The sequence below is a fragment of the Micromonospora sp. WMMA1949 genome (genome assembly GCF_027460145.1).
Lineage (GTDB): Bacteria > Actinomycetota > Actinomycetes > Mycobacteriales > Micromonosporaceae > Micromonospora.
Map to the genome: position 1 here is coordinate 4,484,591 of NZ_JAPZBG010000001.1, position 17,445 is coordinate 4,502,035.

At 74.2% G+C, this 17,445-nt stretch carries 18 protein-coding genes; 12 read left to right on the forward strand and 6 right to left on the reverse strand.

The annotated features are described in order from the left end of the window. The first annotated feature begins 4 nt into the window (after positions 1-4). From O7607_RS21260 to hisF, 7 genes are all read left to right on the forward strand, one after another. Positions 5-325, forward strand: a complete 321-nt coding sequence (locus O7607_RS21260) for a hypothetical protein (RefSeq protein WP_269704913.1) — start codon at positions 5-7, stop codon at positions 323-325. A 19-nt stretch (positions 326-344) separates the two neighbouring features. Next, the gene (gene priA / locus O7607_RS21265) at positions 345-1,073 is read left to right on the forward strand and encodes a bifunctional 1-(5-phosphoribosyl)-5-((5-phosphoribosylamino)methylideneamino)imidazole-4-carboxamide isomerase/phosphoribosylanthranilate isomerase PriA (protein WP_269704914.1); all 729 of its coding nucleotides are present in this window, start codon (positions 345-347) and stop codon (positions 1,071-1,073) included. Further along, positions 1,070-1,486 (forward strand): RidA family protein, encoded by a 417-nt coding sequence (locus tag O7607_RS21270; protein WP_269704915.1) that lies wholly within the window; start codon positions 1,070-1,072, stop codon positions 1,484-1,486. The genes priA and O7607_RS21270 overlap by 4 nt, the downstream gene beginning before the upstream one ends. Positions 1,487-1,568: 82 nt before the next feature. After that, positions 1,569-2,015: a MarR family winged helix-turn-helix transcriptional regulator gene (locus O7607_RS21275; protein WP_269704916.1), complete on the forward strand. Its 447-nt coding sequence runs from the start codon at positions 1,569-1,571 to the stop codon at positions 2,013-2,015. 1 nt (position 2,016) lies between these two features. Continuing rightward, positions 2,017-2,442, forward strand: coding sequence for an organic hydroperoxide resistance protein (locus O7607_RS21280; RefSeq protein ID WP_269704917.1), 426 nt, complete (start codon positions 2,017-2,019; stop codon positions 2,440-2,442). Beyond that, complete coding sequence (locus O7607_RS21285; RefSeq protein WP_269704918.1) at positions 2,439-3,431, forward strand: NADP-dependent oxidoreductase; 993 nt, start codon at positions 2,439-2,441, stop codon at positions 3,429-3,431. Before O7607_RS21280 ends, O7607_RS21285 begins: the two co-directional genes overlap by 4 nt. A gap of 85 nt (positions 3,432-3,516) precedes the next feature. Then, a complete protein-coding gene (gene hisF / locus O7607_RS21290; RefSeq protein ID WP_194801238.1) occupies positions 3,517-4,284 on the forward strand; it encodes an imidazole glycerol phosphate synthase subunit HisF in 768 nt (255 codons plus the stop codon). A gap of 16 nt (positions 4,285-4,300) precedes the next feature. On the opposite strand, the gene O7607_RS21295 is transcribed toward hisF, so the two are convergent. Both O7607_RS21295 and yczE read right to left on the reverse strand, forming a co-directional pair. Then, a complete protein-coding gene (locus tag O7607_RS21295) occupies positions 4,301-4,762 on the reverse strand; it encodes a hypothetical protein (protein WP_269704919.1) in 462 nt (153 codons plus the stop codon). Between the two features lie 116 nt (positions 4,763-4,878). Next, entirely contained in the window at positions 4,879-5,514 is a 636-nt protein-coding gene (gene yczE / locus O7607_RS21300; protein WP_269704920.1) for a membrane protein YczE, read from the reverse strand. 59 nt (positions 5,515-5,573) lie between these two features. Between yczE and yczR the strand changes: the two genes are divergently transcribed. Continuing rightward, positions 5,574-7,025: a MocR-like transcription factor YczR gene (yczR, locus tag O7607_RS21305; RefSeq protein ID WP_269704921.1), complete on the forward strand. Its 1,452-nt coding sequence runs from the start codon at positions 5,574-5,576 to the stop codon at positions 7,023-7,025. A gap of 108 nt (positions 7,026-7,133) precedes the next feature. Next, positions 7,134-8,405, forward strand: coding sequence for a low temperature requirement protein A (locus tag O7607_RS21310; protein ID WP_442929535.1), 1,272 nt, complete (start codon positions 7,134-7,136; stop codon positions 8,403-8,405). Positions 8,406-8,468: 63 nt separating this feature from the next. Here O7607_RS21310 and O7607_RS21315 read toward each other — a convergent pair whose 3' ends face one another. The 3 genes from O7607_RS21315 to O7607_RS21325 form a co-directional block, all read right to left on the reverse strand. Then, the gene (locus tag O7607_RS21315; protein ID WP_269704923.1) at positions 8,469-10,295 is read right to left on the reverse strand and encodes an AMP-dependent synthetase/ligase; all 1,827 of its coding nucleotides are present in this window, start codon (positions 10,293-10,295) and stop codon (positions 8,469-8,471) included. A 138-nt stretch (positions 10,296-10,433) separates the two neighbouring features. Next, positions 10,434-11,384 carry a terpene synthase family protein gene (locus O7607_RS21320; protein WP_269704924.1) on the reverse strand — a complete coding sequence of 317 codons (951 nt, stop codon included), beginning with the start codon at positions 11,382-11,384 and terminating at the stop codon, positions 10,434-10,436. Between the two features lie 128 nt (positions 11,385-11,512). Continuing rightward, positions 11,513-12,142, reverse strand: coding sequence for a TIGR03085 family metal-binding protein (locus O7607_RS21325; protein WP_269704925.1), 630 nt, complete (start codon positions 12,140-12,142; stop codon positions 11,513-11,515). Positions 12,143-12,359: 217 nt separating this feature from the next. On the opposite strand from O7607_RS21325, the gene O7607_RS21330 reads away from it, so the two are divergent. Both O7607_RS21330 and O7607_RS21335 read left to right on the forward strand, forming a co-directional pair. Then, a complete protein-coding gene (locus O7607_RS21330; RefSeq protein WP_269704926.1) occupies positions 12,360-14,210 on the forward strand; it encodes an ABC transporter ATP-binding protein in 1,851 nt (616 codons plus the stop codon). Next, positions 14,207-15,982, forward strand: a complete 1,776-nt coding sequence (locus tag O7607_RS21335; protein WP_269704927.1) for an ABC transporter ATP-binding protein — start codon at positions 14,207-14,209, stop codon at positions 15,980-15,982. The genes O7607_RS21330 and O7607_RS21335 overlap by 4 nt, the downstream gene beginning before the upstream one ends. Positions 15,983-16,023: 41 nt before the next feature. Here O7607_RS21335 and rpsD read toward each other — a convergent pair whose 3' ends face one another. Then, a complete protein-coding gene (gene rpsD, locus O7607_RS21340; RefSeq protein WP_269704928.1) occupies positions 16,024-16,632 on the reverse strand; it encodes a 30S ribosomal protein S4 in 609 nt (202 codons plus the stop codon). Positions 16,633-16,699: 67 nt separating this feature from the next. On the opposite strand from rpsD, the gene O7607_RS21345 reads away from it, so the two are divergent. After that, positions 16,700-17,431, forward strand: a complete 732-nt coding sequence (locus tag O7607_RS21345) for a DUF2470 domain-containing protein (protein ID WP_269704929.1) — start codon at positions 16,700-16,702, stop codon at positions 17,429-17,431. The last annotated feature ends 14 nt before the right edge of the window (positions 17,432-17,445 follow it).

Below are 17,445 nucleotides of genomic sequence, written 5' to 3' on the forward strand. Positions count from 1 at the left end.
CCGCGTGAGCAAGGAGCGGGCCCGCCGCCGCGCGGAGCGCGAGGCCGAGCAGGAGCGGGCGCGCGCCGCCCGGGCCCGCCGGGTGGCACGCCGGGAGCGGCGTCGTTCTCTGGTACGCCGGCTGACGCCGTCGCCGCGGCGCGGCCGTACCGGCCGGTTGCATCGGCACACCCGCCGTGAGCGGGCGACGATCCTGGTGCTCACCGCGGTCGCGGTGGTCGCCATCTGGAATCTGGTCGACGACCTCGCGCTGCGGCTGGTGCTGGTCGTGTTGTTGTTGCTGGTCCTGCCCGCGGTCGTGGTGATCGCGCTGGACCGTCGCTGAGGATCCGAGGAGAGAAGCGTTGAGCCTCACCCTGTTGCCCGCCGTGGACGTCGCCGACGGCCAGGCCGTCCGGCTCGTGCAGGGCGCCGCCGGTAGCGAGACCACGTACGGCGACCCGCTGGACGCGGCGCTGGCCTGGCAGTCCGACGGCGCGGAGTGGATCCACCTGGTCGACCTGGACGCCGCGTTCGGGCGGGGCTCCAACGCCGCGCTGCTCGCCGAGGTGGTCGGCAAGCTGGACGTGAAGGTGGAACTGTCCGGCGGCATCCGCGACGACGAGTCGCTGCGGGCGGCGCTGGGCACCGGGGCGGCCCGGGTCAACATCGGCACCGCCGCGCTGGAGGACCCGCAGTGGTGCGACCGGATCTGCGGCGAGTACGGCGACCGGGTGGCGATCGGGCTGGACGTGCGCGGCCGTACCCTGTCGGCGCGGGGCTGGACCCGCGACGGCGGTGACCTGTACGAGGTGCTGGCCCGGCTCGACGCCGCCGGCGCGGCGCGGTACGTGGTCACCGACATCACCAAGGACGGCACCATGCGCGGTCCCAACCTGGACCTGCTGCGTGAGGTGTGCGCCCGCACCGACGCCCCGGTGATCGCCTCCGGCGGCGTGTCCACGCTGGACGACCTGCGGGCGCTCGCCACGCTGGAGCCGATCGGTGTGGAGGGCGTGATCGCCGGCAAGGCGCTCTACGCGGGCGCGTTCACCGTCGCCGAGGCGCTGGCGACGCTGCGGGCCGGCGCGTGACGGCGGAGCCGCCCGCCGACGCCGCGGTGGTGACCCGGCTCGGCTCGGGCGGCCCGTGGGAGGCGCTGTACGGCTACTCGCGGGTGGTCCGGGCCGGTTCGCTCGCGATCACCGCCGGCTGCACCTCCACAGTGGACGGCCGGGTGGCGCACGCGGGTGACGCGGCGGCGCAGACCGCGCAGGCGATCCGGATCGGCCTGGACGCGCTGGCGGAGGTCGGCGCCGGGCCGGGGGACGTGGTGCGGACCCGGATGTACGTGACCGACCGGATCTACGCCGACGAGGTGGGGCGGGCGCACAACGCGGTGTTCGGGCCGGTGCGGCCGGTCGCCACGATGGTGGTGGTGGCCGGGCTGATCGACCCCGATCTCCTGGTCGAGGTCGAGCTGGAGGCGTACCTGCCGGAGCGCTGACCGGTGCCCGGGTGGCCGGCGCCGTCCCGCTCCGCGCCCGGATAAGTTGTGCACAACTCAATTGCACGCTACGGTTCAACACGTGACCGATGATCTGGTACTGCGCCGGCAGGTGTGCTTCGCGCTCTACGCGGCGTCGCGCGCCCTGACCGACGTCTACCGGCCCATCCTCGACGAGCACGGCCTGACCTACCCGCAGTACCTGGTGCTGCTGGTGCTCTGGGAGCGCGGCGACGACGCCCCCACGGTCTCCGAGCTCGGCGGTCAGCTCCGGCTCGACTCCGGCACGCTCTCCCCGCTGCTCAAGCGGCTGGAGGCGGCCGGTCTGGTGGTGCGTACCCGCTCGGCGGCCGATGAGCGCCGGGTCGAGGTGGGCCTCACCGGCCGGGGCCGGGATCTGCGGGAGCGGATGGGTGACGTGCCACGGCGGGTGGCCACCGCCACCGGGCTCACCGAGGCCGAACTGGTCTTCCTCCACGGCATCCTCACCCGGGTCACCGAGACGATCCACCGACAGAAGGAGCAGTGACATGCAGGTGCTCTACACCGCCTCCGCCCGCGCCACCGGCGACGGCCGCGACGGTCACGTCCGGACCTCCGACGGCACGGTCGAGCTGGACCTCGCCGTCCCGAAGGAGATGGGCGGCGCCGGGGGCGCGGCCAACCCGGAGCAGCTCTTCGCGGCCGGCTACGCGGCCTGCTTCCACTCCGCGCTGCGCGTGGTGGCCCGCCACGCCAAGGCGGACGTCTCCGGCTCCGTCGTCGAGGCCGAGGTGGGCATCGGCCCGAACGGCAGCGGCGGCTACGGCCTGGCCGTGACGCTCGTGGTGGACCTGCCCGCTGTCGAGCGCGCCGCCGCCGAGCAGCTCGTCGACGCCGCCCACCAGGTGTGCCCCTACTCCAACGCGACCCGTGGCAACGTCGAGGTGACGCGCACGGTCCGCGAGGCGCGATGAACCGGGAGATCCATCTGGCGTCCCGGCCGCAGGGCTGGCCGACCGCGGAGAACTTCCGGCTGGTCACCACCGAGGTGCCGACGCCGGGCCCGGGACAGGTAGTGGTCCGCAACCGGTTCATGTCCGTCGACCCGTACATGCGCGGACGGATGAACGACGTCAAGTCGTACGTGCCGCCGTTCGCGCTCGACGCCCCGCTCGACGGGGGCGCGATCGGTGAGGTGGTGGCCGGCGAGGCCGGGGGCGTCAAGCCCGGCGACACCGTGCTGCACGGGCTCGGCTGGCGCGAGTACGCGCTGGTGGACGCCAAGGGCGCGCGCAAGGTCGACCCCGATCTGGCGCCGGTCACCGCGTACCTGGGCGTGCTCGGCATGACCGGGCTGACCGCGTACGCCGGGCTGCTGGACGTGGCGGCGATGAAGCCGGGGGAGACGGTGTTCGTCTCCGGCGCCGCCGGCGCGGTCGGCAGCATGGTGGGCCAGATCGCGAAGCTGCGCGGCGCCGGCCGGGTGATCGGCAGCGCCGGTTCCGCCGCGAAGGTGGAACGGCTCACCGCGCTGGGCTTCGACGCCGCCTTCGACTACCACGACGGCCCGGTGCCCAAGCAGCTGCGGGCCGCCGCCCCGGACGGTGTCGACGTGTACTTCGACAACGTCGGCGGCGACCACCTGGAGGCCGCGATCGGGGCGATGAACCCGCACGGCCGGGCCGCGATCTGCGGCATGATCGCGCAGTACAACGCCACCGAGCCGCCCGCCGCGCCGCGCAACCTGGCGCTGGTGATCGGCAAGCGGCTGACGCTGCGCGGGTTCCTCGTGAGTGACCACGGTCACCTGCGGGAGCAGTTCGTGCAGGAGGTGGCGGGCTGGCTGCGCGAGGGCCGGCTGTCGTACGACGAGACGATCGTCGACGGCATCGAGCAGGCGCCCGAGGCGTTCCTCGGCCTGCTGCGCGGCGAGAACCTCGGCAAGATGCTGGTCCGTCTCTGACCGGCGCGAACCACTCCACCCCGGGCGGTGGTGACCGGCCTCACCGGCGGGACACCACCGCCCGCGCGTTCGTTAGGCTCGGGGCATGACGGTGGCGGTACGGGTCATCCCGTGTCTGGACGTGGACGCCGGGCGCGTGGTCAAGGGGGTCAACTTCCTCGACCTGCGCGACGCCGGCGACCCGGTGGAGCTGGCGGCGGCGTACGACCGGGCCGGCGCGGACGAGTTGACCTTCCTCGACGTCACCGCCTCGTCCAGCGACCGGGGCACCATGCTCGACGTGGTGCGCCGCACCGCCGAGTCGGTCTTCATCCCGCTCACCGTGGGCGGCGGCGTCCGCCGGGTCGCCGACGTCGACACGCTGCTGCGCGCCGGTGCGGACAAGGTCGGCGTGAACACCGCCGCCATCGCCCGGCCGGAGCTGATCGCCGAGATCGCCGACCGGTTCGGCCGGCAGGTGCTGGTGCTCTCGCTCGACGTGCGCCGCGCCCCGGACGGCACGACGCCCAGCGGCTTCGAGGTGACCACCCACGGCGGCCGTCGCGGCACCGGCCTGGACGCGGTCGAGTGGGCGGCGCGCGGCGCCGAGCTGGGCGCGGGCGAGATCCTGCTCAACTCGATGGACGCCGACGGCACCAAGGCCGGGTTCGACCTGCCGCTGATCCAGGCGGTCCGCGAGGTGGTCGACGTGCCGGTGATCGCCAGCGGGGGCGCGGGCGCTGTGGCCCACTTCCCGCCGGCCGTCGGCGCCGGGGCGGACGCGGTGCTCGCGGCGAGCGTCTTCCACTTCGGCGAACTCACCGTCGGCGAGGTCAAGGACGCGCTGCGCGGCGCCGGGCACCCGGTGCGCTGAGGCGGCCCGCCGGCTCTCAGGGCCGGCCGGAGTGCCCCTCGGGGGAGCGGCGCGGCATCGGGATCGACCGGACCACGTATTCCTGCACGGCGGCGGCGTGGTCGTCCTCGGCGAGCTGCCACTCGGACTCGGCGGGCGGGTGCCGCCGGGTCAGTACGCCCTGCACCGTGTCCACTGTGGTACCGAGCCCGGCGCTGGGCCGGGTGCGCCAGAGCCGCTCACCGTCCGGGGTGACCCGGAACCAGCCGTCGGCGACGCTGACCAGGCCCGCGCCGACGAGCCGCCGGACCGCCCCCTCCACCTCGTGCCGCTCCGGGATGGCCTGGTTGAGGTGGTCGGCGGTGGAGAGGACGTCGGCCAGCCGTACGCCTTCGGGGCGGCGTGTAGCGGCGGCCCGCCGGTGCCGGCCGGCGCCACTGGCGATGACAAGCGCGACGAAGATCCAGGCGTCGCTCCAACGCCATCCGTTCTCCCCCATGCAGGAATGATGCCCGGCCGCGACGGCGGAGGAAACACCTGGTTTCCCGGTTCTGCGTCGCCGCAGCTCAGCGCGTTGCGGATCGTCCCGGGCCGTGGCGGTCGGCCCGCCCGAGGTCACGTAGCGTAAGCGCCGGTCGCCGGCCGCCCGGGCAGCGCGAAGACCGGGATGAAGAACTGGGCCAGCGGGCCGATGGTCAGCGCGTAGGCCACCGTGCCGAGGCCGACGGTGCCGCCGAGCAGCCAGCCGAGCGCCAGCACGGTGATCTCGATGACGGTGCGGACCAGCCGGACCGAGAACCGGGGGTGGCGGGCGACGAACCCGGTCATCAGGCCGTCGCGCGGGCCGGGGCCGAGCCCGGCGCCGAGGTAGAGGCCGGTGGCGGCGCCGTTGGCGATGATCCCGGCGACGAGCAGCGCGACGCGCGCCGGCATGCCCTCCCCGGGCGGCAGCACCGCCAGGGTGGCGTCGACGACCAGTCCGATCACCACGACGTTGCTGACCGTGCCGAGGCCGGGACGCTGTCGTAGCGGGATCCAGAGCAGCAGCACGAGGGCGCCGACGGCGATGGTGACGGTGCCGAAGGACAGGCCGGTCTGCCGGGCGAGCCCCTGGTGGAACACGTCCCACGGGTCCAGCCCCAGCTCCGACCGGATCATCAGTGCCATGCTCACGCCGTAGAGAACCAGCCCGGCATAGAGCTGGGTGAGTCGTCGCGCGGGCCGGTGCCGGAGATTGCCAAGCGGTGCCATGCATGCCACCCTAGGGGCCAATCGCGGTCATCAAGGGTGCCAATTTCGGAGGTGTGGCCATGACCAGCCAGGTGCGCGGCGTCCAATTGGCGCGACTCCTCGGCCAGTGGCACGCCCTGCCGGGCCGCCGGCGCAGCCCCGACTACGCCGCACTCGCCGGCGCCGTCCGGGGGTTGCTCGCCGACGGGCGGCTCCCCCTGGGGGTACGCCTGCCGGCCGAGCGGGAGCTGGCCGAGGCGCTGCGGATCAGCCGGACCACCGTCACCGCCGCGTACCGGGAACTGCGGGAGAGCGGCCACCTGGCCAGCCGCCGGGGCGCGGGGAGCTGGACCATGCTGCCCGGCGGGCACAAGGTCGCCAGCACCGGCCTGTGGACGCCGCTGGACGACCGCGACATGATCGACCTCGGCGTGGCCGCGCTGTCCGCGCCGCCGCAGCTCGTCCCGGCCGCCCGGGCCGCGGCCGAGGACCTGCCCCGCTACCTCGGCGGCGCCGGCTACCACCCGACCGGCATCATCGAGCTGCGCGAGGCGGTGGCCCTCGGGTACACCGAACGCGGTCTGCCCACCAGCCCGGAGCAGATCATGGTCACCAGCGGCACCCAGCACGCGCTGGACCTGGTGCTGCGGCTGGCGCTGTCACCGGGCGGCGGGGTGCTGGTGGAGTCGCCCACCTACCCCAACGCGCTGGCCGCGCTGTCCGCCCGCCGGGCCCGGATCGCCACCCACGGCCTGTCCGACGAGGGCTGGGACGCCGAACTGCTGCTCGGCAGCCTCCGGCAGACCCGGCCGAAGCTCGCGTACGTGATCCCCGAGTTCCAGAACCCGACCGGCCACCTGATGGCGGCCGACCTGCGTGAGCGGCTGGTCGGTACGGCCCACGCGGCCGGCACCGACCTGGTGGTCGACGAGTCCTTCGTCGACCTGCCGCTGGACGACACCGCGATGCCGCCGCCGGTGGCGGTCTTCGACAGGCACTCCCGGGTGATCAGCATCGGCGGCATGAGCAAGCCCTACTGGGGCGGGCTGCGGATCGGCTGGGTCCGCGCCTCCGCACCCCAGGTGCAGCGGCTCGCAGCGGCCCGGGTCGGGGTGGACATGGCCAGCCCGGTGCTCGACCAGCTCGTCGCCGTGCACCTGCTCACCGAGGCGCCGGCCATCGTGGCCGCCCGCCGGGCCCAGCTCGTCGCCCAGCGGGACGCCCTGGTCACGGCGCTCGCCGAGCGGCTGCCCGACTGGCGGGTACGGGTGCCGGGCGGCGGCGTCACGCTCTGGGCGGAGCTGGACGGGCCGATCTCCAGCGCGCTGGCCCGGGCGGCCGAGGAGGTCGGCGTACGGCTGGCGCCCGGACCGCGGTTCGGCCTGGACGGGACGCTGGAGCGCTTCCTGCGTCTGCCCTTCACGCTGCCCGCCGAGGAACTGGTGGAGGCGGTGGGCCGACTCGCCGCGGTCCGGTACGACCTGGACCGCACCAGCCGCCCGCAGTGGCGGGAGCCCAGCGTCATCGCCTGACCGCCCGCCCGATCCGGTGGTGAACCGCCCGAATCCCGGCTGTGGGCGGGCCGCTGCCCGCAGACTGCCCGGGTGGGAGACGGGGACGCGGTCCGGTGGTCGTGGGCGGTGCGCCGTAGCGCGCCGGGCTCCCGGACCACCCGGCTGGAGCTCTTCTACGACCTGGTCTTCGTCTTCGCGTTCCTGAGCGTCACGACGCTCACCGCCTCGGTGCTCACGCCGGTCAACCTCTACCGGTTCCTGCTGGTGCTGGCGCTGCTCTGGTGGTCGTGGACCGGCTTCGCGCGGATGGGCAACGCCTTCCGCGCCGACCAGGGGATTCTGCCGCTGGTCGGCTTCGTCACCGTGGCCGCGACGTTCCTGCTCGTGCTCAGCGTGCCCAGCGCGTTCGCCAACCGCGCCGGCTGGCTCCCGGGGCCGCTCGTCTTCGCCGGGTGCTACTTCGTGATCCGGACCGCCCAGCTCACCGTCTTCGCCTGGGCCGACCGCGCCGACCCGGCCCGGCGCCGGGGACTGCGGATCCGTTTCCTGGCCCCGACCGTGGCCACGGCGCTGCTGGTCGTCGCCGGGACCCTGCCCGGGCGGCTGCCGCAGGAGCGGCTCGCGGTGTGGCTGCAACTGGCGCTCTGGACGCTGGCGCTGCTCGTCGAGTATCTCTCCGGGGCGATTCTGGGCCGGCAGTGGTGGGTGGTCGTCTCGGCCGGGCACTGGGCGGAACGGCACGCGCTGATCGTGCTCGTCGCGCTCGGCGAGTCGCTCATCGCGCTCGGGCTCGGCCCGAAGACCGGGCTGCCGCTCACCGGGCCGGTCGCGGTCGCCGCGCTGCTCGGCGTGGTGATCGTGGCGACGCTGTGGTGGGCGTACTTCGACACGCTGGCGTTCGCGCTGGAACAGGCCCTGCACCAGGCCCGGGACCGGGCCGCGCGGCTGCGGCTGGCCCGCACCGTCTACACGTTCCTGCACCTGCCGATGGTCGCCGGGATCATCCTCTTCGCCCTCGGCCTCAAGGACCTGCTGGCCGAGGCCACCTCACCGGCGACGCCCGCGTGGGGCCCGCCGCTGGGCGCCTTCTGGGCCGGGATCCTGTTCGGCGGGGTCGGGCTCTACCTGCTCAGCATCGCCGCGTGCTGGTGGCTGGCGGAACGCCGGGTACGGCCGCCGCTGCTGGTGACGGTGCTGCTGCTCGTCGCCGCCGTACCGGCCGTCGCCCTTCTCCACGAGCTGAACGCTCTCGTCGTGCTGGCGGTGCTCACCGGCGCGGGCGTGGCCTGGGAGACCCGGGGCGAGAACGGTCACCGGCGCCGCGTACGCCAGCTCGCGCTGGAGGAGCAGATCGCCGCCGAGGCCGAGCAGAGCCACTGGCGGCAGCGGCACCTGTGAACGGCGCGCGGCCGTGCCCCGGGACGGTGGGGCACGGCCGGCGCGACAGTACGGCGGTGCGGGTTACAGCTCGGCGAGCGTGCCCTCGTACATCTTGTCGATCTCGGAGGCGAAGTTCGTCTCCACGCTGCGGCGCTTGATCTTCAGCGACGGCGTGACCTCGCCGTCCTCGATGGTGAGGTCACGGGGGAGGATCGCTACCTTCTTGATCGTCTCCCAGCGGTTGAGCTTGGAGTTCAGCTCGGCCACGTACCCCTCGACCATCTCCCGCGCCTGCGGCGAGGTGACGATCGTGGTGTAGTCGCTGCCCTCCAACGGGGTGCCGGCGGCCCAGCCCTTGATCGCGTCCGGGTCCAGCGTGACGAGCATGGTGCAGTAGTTGCGCGCCTGCCCGATCACCACCGCCTGCGAGGTGTACGGGCACACCGCCTTGAACATGCCCTCGATGTGCGACGGCGCGACGTACTTGCCGCCGGACGTCTTGACCAGGTCCTTCTTGCGGTCGGTGATGCGCAGGTAGCCCTCGTCGTCGAGGGTGCCGATGTCGCCGGTGCGGAAGAAGCCGTCCTCGGTGAACGCGGCGGCGGTCTCCTCCGGCAGATTGTGGTAGCCACGCATGACCGGCTTGCCGCGCAACAGGACCTCGCCGTCGGTGTCGATCCGGCACTCCAGGTCGCCCATGGCCCGGCCCACGCTGCCGATCTTCAACCCGTCGGGCGGGTTCACGAACGCGCCCGCGCTGGTCTCGGTCAGTCCGTAGCCCTCCGAGATGGGCAGGTTGGCGGCGGCGAAGAAGGTGGCGATCTCCTTGCTCAGCGGCGCCGCGCCGGAGACCAGCACCCGCATCCGGCCGCCGAGCCGGGCCTGGAGCTTGCTGAACACGAGCTTCTCGGCCAGCGCGTACTTCATCCGCAGCCCGGCCGGAACCGCTTTGCCGGCCTGCTCCAGCGCGACCTTCTCCTTGCCGACCCCGACGCCCCAGGCGAAGATCTTGGCCTTGGCGCCGCCCGCGCCCTGCGCGGTCGTGACCGCCTTGTTGTAGACCTTCTCGAAGACCCGGGGCGCGCCGCACATGAGCGTCGGCTGCACCACGCCGAGCAGGTCGACGAGCTTGTCCACCCGGCCGTCGACGTACGTGGGCAGGCCGACGTGGGTGGCGCCGCAGAGCAGCGTCTTGCCGAACGAGTGCGACAGCGGCAGCCACAGGTACTGCAGGTCGTCGACGCGCAGCAGGCCCAGGTCGGCCTGCGCCACGCCCTCCCAGCACCAGCCGCCGTGCAGCAGCTCCACGCCCTTCGGGCGCCCGGTGGTGCCCGAGGTGTAGATCAGGGTGGCCAGGTGGTCCGGGCCGATGCCGGCGACGAGCATGTCGATCAGATCCGGCTCGGCGCTCAGCGCGGCCGCGCCGCGCTCCTCCAGCTCGGCCAGGGTGAGCTGCGGTACGGCCGCCGCCGGGTCGGGCGTGCCGTCGAAGAGGACCACGTGGGTCAGCGCGGGCAGGTCCGCTCCGGCGATCTTCGCCGCCTGGTCCGGGTTCTCCGCGAACAGCACCTTCGAGCCGGAGTCGGCGATGATGTAGACCGCGTCCTCGGGCTCGGTGGTGGGGTAGACGGTGGTGGTGGCCCCACCGGCGCACATGATGCCGAAGTCGGCGAGCACCCAGTCCAGGCGCGTGTTGGCCAGGATCGCCACGGGGTTCTCCAGGCCGACACCGAGCCCGTGCAGCCCGGCGGCGATCGCCTTGGCGCGCTGCCCGACCTGCTCCCACGTCAGCCAGACCGGGCCCGAGTCGTCGGGTGCGGGGTGGGCGAAGGCGTGCCGGTCGGGGGAGTCCGCCACGCGCTTGAGGAACATGTCGGGTACGGAACGGTACGGTACATCGAGAGCCATCGCTGTAGCCGCCTTCAGGGGTGGAGGGACGTGACGGGGGTCACGCCGGTCTGCGGTTACCGAAGGGTATTGCCTGCACCCGGCCAGCGGCTAGCCCCGATCGGCCGAGTCGCCACCGGTCCCGCCTGCTGGAACCGGTCAGGCGTACCGGCTGGCCGCGCGGGACCAGTCGTAGGTGGCCCGGATCCAGTCCCGGCGGGTGTCCAGGAAGGCCCGCATCCCCTCGTCGGCGACGGCGCTCAGCGCCGCGTCCCGCTCGGCGTACGCGGCGAGGGCCGAGTTGAACCGGCCCGCCGCCGCGTGCAGCGCCGCCGACTCGTCCTGCCCGGTCTCGCCCGCGATGGTGGTGACCAGGTTGTGCGCCTCCGGGGCGGCGCCCCGCTCCTTGCCGTACGAGAACAGGTCGTTGCACCAGCAGATCAGGTCGGTGGCGAGAGCGTCCAGCGCGGTGAGCGCCGGCGCGACGCGCTGGTCGGCGTTGGGCGCGGACGGGCGGGCCAGGTCGGTCACCGTGAAACTCGGGCGGACGCCGCCGGTGTGGCGGCGCATCTGGGTGTACTCGGCCACCCCCGGCACCCGCAGCCGCTCCCGGTTGGCGGCCTCCCAGAGCAGCGCCAGCAGGTACTCCCGCAGCTGGCTGACCAGGCGCAGCAGGTAGGCCGGCCGGCCCCGGCCGCGAGCCCGCCGGCACAGGTCGTGCAGCGCGAAGGCGATCGGCCCGCCGTCGGCGGGCGCCGGCGCCTCCGGGTCGCCGTGCCGGTCGAGCACCGCCAGCAGGGCGGCCAGCGTGGGTGCCAGCAGCGTCGGCGCCGCGCCCAGCCCGTCGTCGTCGCAGGCGTCGTCCACCACGAACAGCCAGTTGATCAGGTCGGTGAGCAGGCGCAGGCCGGACGGCGACGCCTCGGGGCAGGCGCGTGCGGCCAGGTCCGCGGCGTGCGCGCCGGCCAGGCGCCGGCGCCCGGCCTGGTCCGTCACCAGACCGAAGTCTCGTACCCAGGCGGCGCTCTCCGCGGCCGCCTGGTCGACAGCGGCGTGACGCCGGGAGGGAAAGGGCGGTTCGTGCAGTGCCGAGAGGGCGAAGTCGCGCATCGTCGTCCCCTGTCCGCCGCCCCGCGGGGTCGGGCCGGTGCGCAGGAGCGTACGGGAGGACGTAACCGTTATCGAAGTCCGGCCGTCCACTTTCCACAGTGCGAACGTGACCGGCTACGCACCCTCGGTCACAGTCCCAGCTCGGCGGTGCGCAGACGCTCGGCGCGGTCGGCCGGACCGTCCACCTGGACCCGGGCCACCCGCTGCCGTCCGGTGAGGAACAGCACCAGCTCGCCCGGCGCGCCGACCAGCCGCAGCCGCTCGCCGCCGGCGCCGGCCCGCAGTTCGCCGTACCCCGGCGCCTGCACCAGCACCTCGGCCGGGAACCGCCGCAGCGCCATCCGGGCCAGCAGGGCTACCCGCTTCCAGAGCACCGCCTGCTGCCCGGCCGGCAGGTCACGCGGCTGCCAGCCCGGCCGGGCCCGGCGGACGTCCTCGTGGTGGATGAAGAACTCCATCCCGTTCGCCAGCTCGTCGGTGAGCGGGTTGCTCACCGGGCTCCACACCGGGGGACGACGGACCCGGGCGATCAGATCGGCGTACGGCCCGGCGGCGATCCGCCTGCGGACCGACTCGCCGTAGCCGCGCAGCGGGGGCAGCAGGATCCCGCCCGCCGCGTCCGGCCGGCGCTCCCGCACCAGCAGGTGTGCCGCCAGGTCACAGGTGCTCCACCCCTCGTTCACAGTCGGTGCGTCCGGTCCCAGTTCCAGCATCAGGTCGGCGAGCGCCTCGCGCTCCGCTCGGGCGTACCGCGGCATGACCCGATCGTAGGCCCGTCCCGGCCGATCGGCGCGCCACGCCCGGCGGGATCGCGCCGCCGGACCGCTCCCGGCCGCCCCCGGGCCAGGTCCGGCGGGAACGTGACGGCGGACATATCCGGGCCGGGTCGGCGGGACCGGCGGAGAGCGGTAAGGATGGGGGAGAAAACTGCGGCTTACGGCGGGGGAGAGCGTGGCGAGCGGGACAAGTCGGGACGTGCTCGGCAGGGGGCTACGGGTGCTCGGCCGGGCCATCCGGGAGCAGCCACGGATCTTCGCGGTCGCGGTCAGCGGCAGCGTGCTGTTCGGCCTCCTGGTGATCGCCAGCGCGTACGTGGTCGGCGCGGTGGTCGGCGACGTGGTCGTGCCGGCGGTGGAGCGCGGCGAGGTGGCGAGCGGGGCACTGGCGCTCGCCGCGGCGGCGCTGTTCGGCATCAGCGTGCTGCGGGTGGTCGGCATCTTCGGTCGCCGGCTCGGCGCCGGATACATGCAGTACCGGCTCCAGGCCGCCTACCGCCGCCGGGTCACCCGCCGCTACCTGGAACTGCCGCTGGCCTGGCACCACCGCAACTCCACCGGCACGCTGCTGTCGAACGCCAACTCCGACGTGGAGGCGGCCTGGTACCCGATCGCGCCGCTGCCGTTCGCGGTCGGCACGCTGGTGATGCTGGTCGGCGCGGTGGCGTCGCTGTTCTTCACCGACTGGGCGCTGGCCCTGGTCGGCCTCGCGGTGTTCCCCGCGCTGTTCGCGCTCAACGTGGTCTACTCCCGCCGGATGGCGCCTCGGCAGGCCCGGGCGCAGCGGCTGCGCGCCGAGGTCAGCGGCATCGCGCACGAGAGCTTCGACGGCGCGCTGGTGGTCAAGACGATGGGCCGCGAGGCCCAGGAGACGGCCCGCTTCGCCGCCCGCGCCGGTGAGCTGCGCGACGCGCTGATCTCGGTCGGCCGGCTGCGCGGCGTGTTCGACCCGATGCTGGAGACGCTGCCCAGCCTCGGCACGCTCGCCGTGCTGGTGGTCGGCGCGATCCGGCTGCGGCAGGGCGCGATCAGCGTGACCGAGCTGGTCAGCGTCGCGTTCCTGTTCACCGTGCTGGCCTTCCCGGTACGCGCGATCGGCTGGGTGCTGGCCGAGCTGCCGCGCAGCGTCGCCGGGTGGGACCGCGTCCGCCGGGTGCTCGACGCCACCGGCGAGATGCCGTACGGCACGACGACGCTCGACCCGGCCACCCGGGAGCCGGCCACGCTCGCCTTCGACGACGTGCACTTCGCGTACGAGCCGGCCGAGGCGCACCTGCCCGGCGCCCAGGTGCTCGGCGAGGTGACGTTCACCGTGCCGGCCGGGAAGACGGTCGCCCTGGTCGGCCCCACCGGCGCGGGCAAGTCGACGATCGCGTCGCTCGCCGTACGCCTGGTCGACCCGGGCGCCGGGCGGGTCACCCTGGACGGCGTGGACGTGCGGGACCTGACCGCCGCCTCGCTCGCCGGCACCGTGGCGCTGGTGGCGCAGGTGCCGTTCGTCTTCGACGACACGGTCCGGGCCAACATCGCGCTCGACCGCGCCGGCATCGGCGACGACGAGGTGTGGGCGGCGCTGCGGCTGGCCGAGGCGGACGGCTTCGTGGCCGCGCTGCCGGACGGACTCGACACCATGGTCGGCGAGCGGGGCACGTCGCTGTCCGGCGGGCAGCGTCAGCGGCTGACGCTGGCCCGGGCGCTCGCCGGGCGGCCCCGGCTGCTGGTGCTCGACGACGCCACCAGCGCTGTCGACCCGCGCGTCGAGGCGGCCATCCTGGCCGGGCTGCGCGCGCCCGCCGACGGCGGCGCCCCGGCATCGATCCTGGTGGTGGCGTACCGCCGGGCCACCATCGCGCTCGCCGACGAGGTGATCTACGTGGAGCAGGGCCGGGTGGTCGCCCGCGGCACCCACACCGAGCTGCTGGCCACCGTGCCCGGCTACGCCGACCTGGTCACCGCGTACGAGCAGGCCGAGCAGGAACGCGAGCAGAAGCAGACGTACGACGAGGTCACGCCGTTGCCCTCGGGCCTGGAGATCGAGGTGGACCGGTGAGCAGTGTCGCCAATGAGGAGCGGGCCGAGACCACCTGGCAGACGCTGCGGCGCGGCCTGGCGCTCTCCCCGGAGCTGCGCACCGGCCTCGCCGGCACGATCGCGCTGGCGCTTGTCTACATGGTCGGCCGGGTCGCCGTGCCGGTGGCGGTGCAGCGCGGCATCGACCACGGCATCGTCGGCGGGCTCGACCTGAACGTCATCTCGCTCACCGTGGCCATCACCGCCGGGGTGCTGGTGGTCACCACCGCCTGCGGGTACCTGATGATGCGCCGGCTGTTCACCGTCAGCGAGACCGCGCTGGCCGGGGTGCGAACCCGGGCGTTCCGGCACGTGCACGACCTGTCCATGCTGCACCAGCAGTCCGAGCGGCGCGGCTCGCTGGTCTCCCGGGTCACCAGCGACGTCGACCAGATCACCCAGTTCCTCCAGTGGGGCGGCGTGATCCTGATCGTCAACCTGGGCCAGCTGCTGGTGACCACAGCGGTGATGCTCGCGTACTCCTGGCAGTTGACGCTCGTGGTGCTCGTCGCGTTCGCGCCCGCGGTGCTGGTGATCCGGCAGTTGCAGCGCCGCCTCGCCGGGGCCTACGGCCTGGTGCGGCAGCGCACCGGCACGCTGCTCGGCGCGATCGGCGAGAGCGTGGTGGGCGCGCCGGTGATCCGGGCGTACGGCATCGCCGGGCGCACCGCGCGGCGGCTGGACACGGCCATCGACGGGCAGCGGGTGGCCCAGCAGCGGGCGATCCGGATCAGCATCATGGGCAGCTCGGTGGGGGAGCTGGCGGCCGGGCTGGCGCTGGCCGGCGTGGTGGTGGTCGGGGTCAGCCTGGGCGTCGGCGGCACGCTGTCGATCGGCCAGCTCACCGCGTTCCTGTTCCTGGTCACGCTGTTCATCCAGCCGGTGCAGATCGCCACCGAGGTGCTCAACGAGGCGCAGAACGCGATCGCCGGCTGGCGCCGGGTGCTGGACGTGCTGGACGTCTCCCCGGACGTGGCCGACCCCGGCGAGCAGGGCCGGGAGCTGCCGCCGGGGCCGCTGGACGCCCGGTTCGCCGGGGTGACGTTCGCCTATCCGGGCGGACCGCCGGTGCTGCACGACGTGACGCTGGACATCCCGGCCAAGAGCCGGGTGGCGGTGGTGGGCGAGACCGGCAGCGGCAAGACCACGTTCGCCAAGCTGCTCACCCGGCTGATGGACCCGACCGAGGGCGCGGTGCTGCTCTCCGGGGTCGACCTGCGGCAGGTACGTTTCGACTCGCTGCGCTCCCGGGTGGTCATGGTGCCGCAGGACGGCTTCCTGTTCGACGCCACGGTCGGGGAGAACGTCCGCTTCGCCCGCCCCGACCTGACCGACGAGCGGCTGACCGCCGCCTTCGCCGAGCTGGGCCTCTCCGACTGGCTGGACGGGCTGCCGTCCGGGCTGGACACGCCGGTCGGTGAGCGGGGGGAGGCGCTCAGCGTCGGCGAGCGGCAGCTCGTGGCGCTGGCCCGGGCGTACGTCGCGGACCCGGACCTGCTGGTGCTGGACGAGGCGACGAGCGCCGTCGACCCGGCCACCGAGGTCCGCCTGCAACGGACCCTGGACGCGGTGACCCGGGGCCGGACCACGCTGGCCATCGCGCACCGGCTGTCCACCGCGCAGGCGGCGGACGAGGTGATCGTGGTGGACCGGGGCCGGATCGTGCAGCGCGGCCCGCACGAGGAACTGGTCCGCGACACCGACTCGGTCTACGCGCTGCTGTACGCCTCCTGGCTGGAGCAGACCCGCTGATCTTGGCGGGTCCGCCAGGGCTGGAGCAGACCCGCTGACCGTCAGCGGGAGTAGAACTCCACCACCAGCTGCTCGTCGCACACCACCGGCACCTCGTGCCGGGCCGGTTCGCGTACCAGCGTGGCGCGCAGCTCGGCCGGCTGCACCGACAGGTACGGCCGGGGCTGCGCGTCGGCGTGCGCGCCGGCGGCGGCGAGCTGGAACGGCGGCAGCGCGCGGCTGCGCTCGCGTACCCCGACCACCTGGCCGGGCCGCAGCCGGTACGACGGCCGGTCGACCTTGCGCCCGTCGACGGTGATGTGGCCGTGCCCGACGAGCTGGCGGGCCTGGTAGATGCTGCGCGCCAGCCCGGCCCGCAGCACCACCGCGTCGAGGCGCCGTTCCAGGAGCGCGACGAGCGTGTCGCCGGTCCTGCCGGCGGCCCGGGCGGCCTCGTCGAACAGCCGGCGCAGCTGGGCCTCGCTGACGTTGTACTGGTGGCGCAGCCGCTGCTTCTCCAGCAGCCGCACCTGGTAGTCGGAGGTGGTGCGGCGGGACCGGCCGTGCACGCCCGGCGGGTAGGGGCGCCGCTCGAAGTACCGCACGCACTTGCGGGTCAGCGGGATGCCGAGGGCGCGGGAGAGCCGTGCCTTGGGCCGGGGGTGGTTCACGTCGACGTCTCCGATCGTCTAGCCTGCTTCTTAGGTAAGCCTAACCTAGCTAAAGGAGGTCGGGATCATGCGGCCCAGCCCGGCGGAGATCGTGCGAACCCTGGTCGCGGGCCGGTTGCCCGCCCTCGTCCACCTGGCCCGGCACCCCGGCCCGCACCAGGCCCGGCACGCCGTCGACGCCGACGGGCGGGTGCTGCTGCTCGTACCCGTGGTCAGTGACCTCGCCGCGGCGCTCGTGCCGCCGGCGGGCGACGCCGACGTGGCCACGGTGCTCGACGTGCTCGACCTGCCGCCCGCGGCCGGGGCGCCCTCACTCGGCCGGGCCTGGGTGTCCGGCTGGGCGACGCGGCTGGACGGCGACGCGGCGCGCGACGCGGCTGTCGACTTCGCCGCCATCGACCCGGTCGGCGACCTGCTCGACGTGGGCAGCCGGTTCCACCTGCACCGTTTCGAGGTGGCCGAGGCCCGCTGGGAACGCGCCGGGCGGGTACGCCGGATCGACCCCGAGGCGTTCGCGGAGGCCGAACCGGACCCGCTGCACCCGGTCGAGGCCGGTCTGCTGGCCGACCTGGCCGACCACCACGCCGAACAGGTCGGCGACTACCTGCGGCGGCGGCTTCACCTCACCGGCGACCAGGTGCCGCGGGTGGTCCGGATCGACAGGTACGGCCTGCTGGTCGCGCACGGGCGGCCCGGCGCGACCCGGCGGGCCCGGCTCGCCTTCCCCCGGCCGGTCGCCGACGTGGCGGAGCTGTCCCGCCTGCTGCACCCGATGCTCTGCCCCCGGGCGGCGGCCTGAGCCGGGCGCGGACG

Bases quoted from the DNA above. Each gene is read 5' to 3' on its own strand.
- yczR (WP_269704921.1), top strand. From the start codon at position 5,574: ATGACCAGCCAGGTGCGCGGCGTCCAATTGGCGCGACTCCTCGGCCAG.
- yczE (WP_269704920.1), bottom strand. From the start codon at position 5,514: ATGGCACCGCTTGGCAATCTCCGGCACCGGCCCGCGCGACGACTCACC.
- O7607_RS21345 (WP_269704929.1), top strand. From the start codon at position 16,700: ATGCGGCCCAGCCCGGCGGAGATCGTGCGAACCCTGGTCGCGGGCCGG.
- O7607_RS21320 (WP_269704924.1), bottom strand. From the start codon at position 11,384: ATGCGCGACTTCGCCCTCTCGGCACTGCACGAACCGCCCTTTCCCTCC.
- O7607_RS21280 (WP_269704917.1), top strand. From the start codon at position 2,017: ATGCAGGTGCTCTACACCGCCTCCGCCCGCGCCACCGGCGACGGCCGC.
- O7607_RS21285 (WP_269704918.1), top strand. From the start codon at position 2,439: ATGAACCGGGAGATCCATCTGGCGTCCCGGCCGCAGGGCTGGCCGACC.
- hisF (WP_194801238.1), top strand. From the start codon at position 3,517: ATGACGGTGGCGGTACGGGTCATCCCGTGTCTGGACGTGGACGCCGGG.
- O7607_RS21295 (WP_269704919.1), bottom strand. From the start codon at position 4,762: ATGGGGGAGAACGGATGGCGTTGGAGCGACGCCTGGATCTTCGTCGCG.
- O7607_RS21325 (WP_269704925.1), bottom strand. From the start codon at position 12,142: ATGCCGCGGTACGCCCGAGCGGAGCGCGAGGCGCTCGCCGACCTGATG.
- O7607_RS21315 (WP_269704923.1), bottom strand. From the start codon at position 10,295: ATGGCTCTCGATGTACCGTACCGTTCCGTACCCGACATGTTCCTCAAG.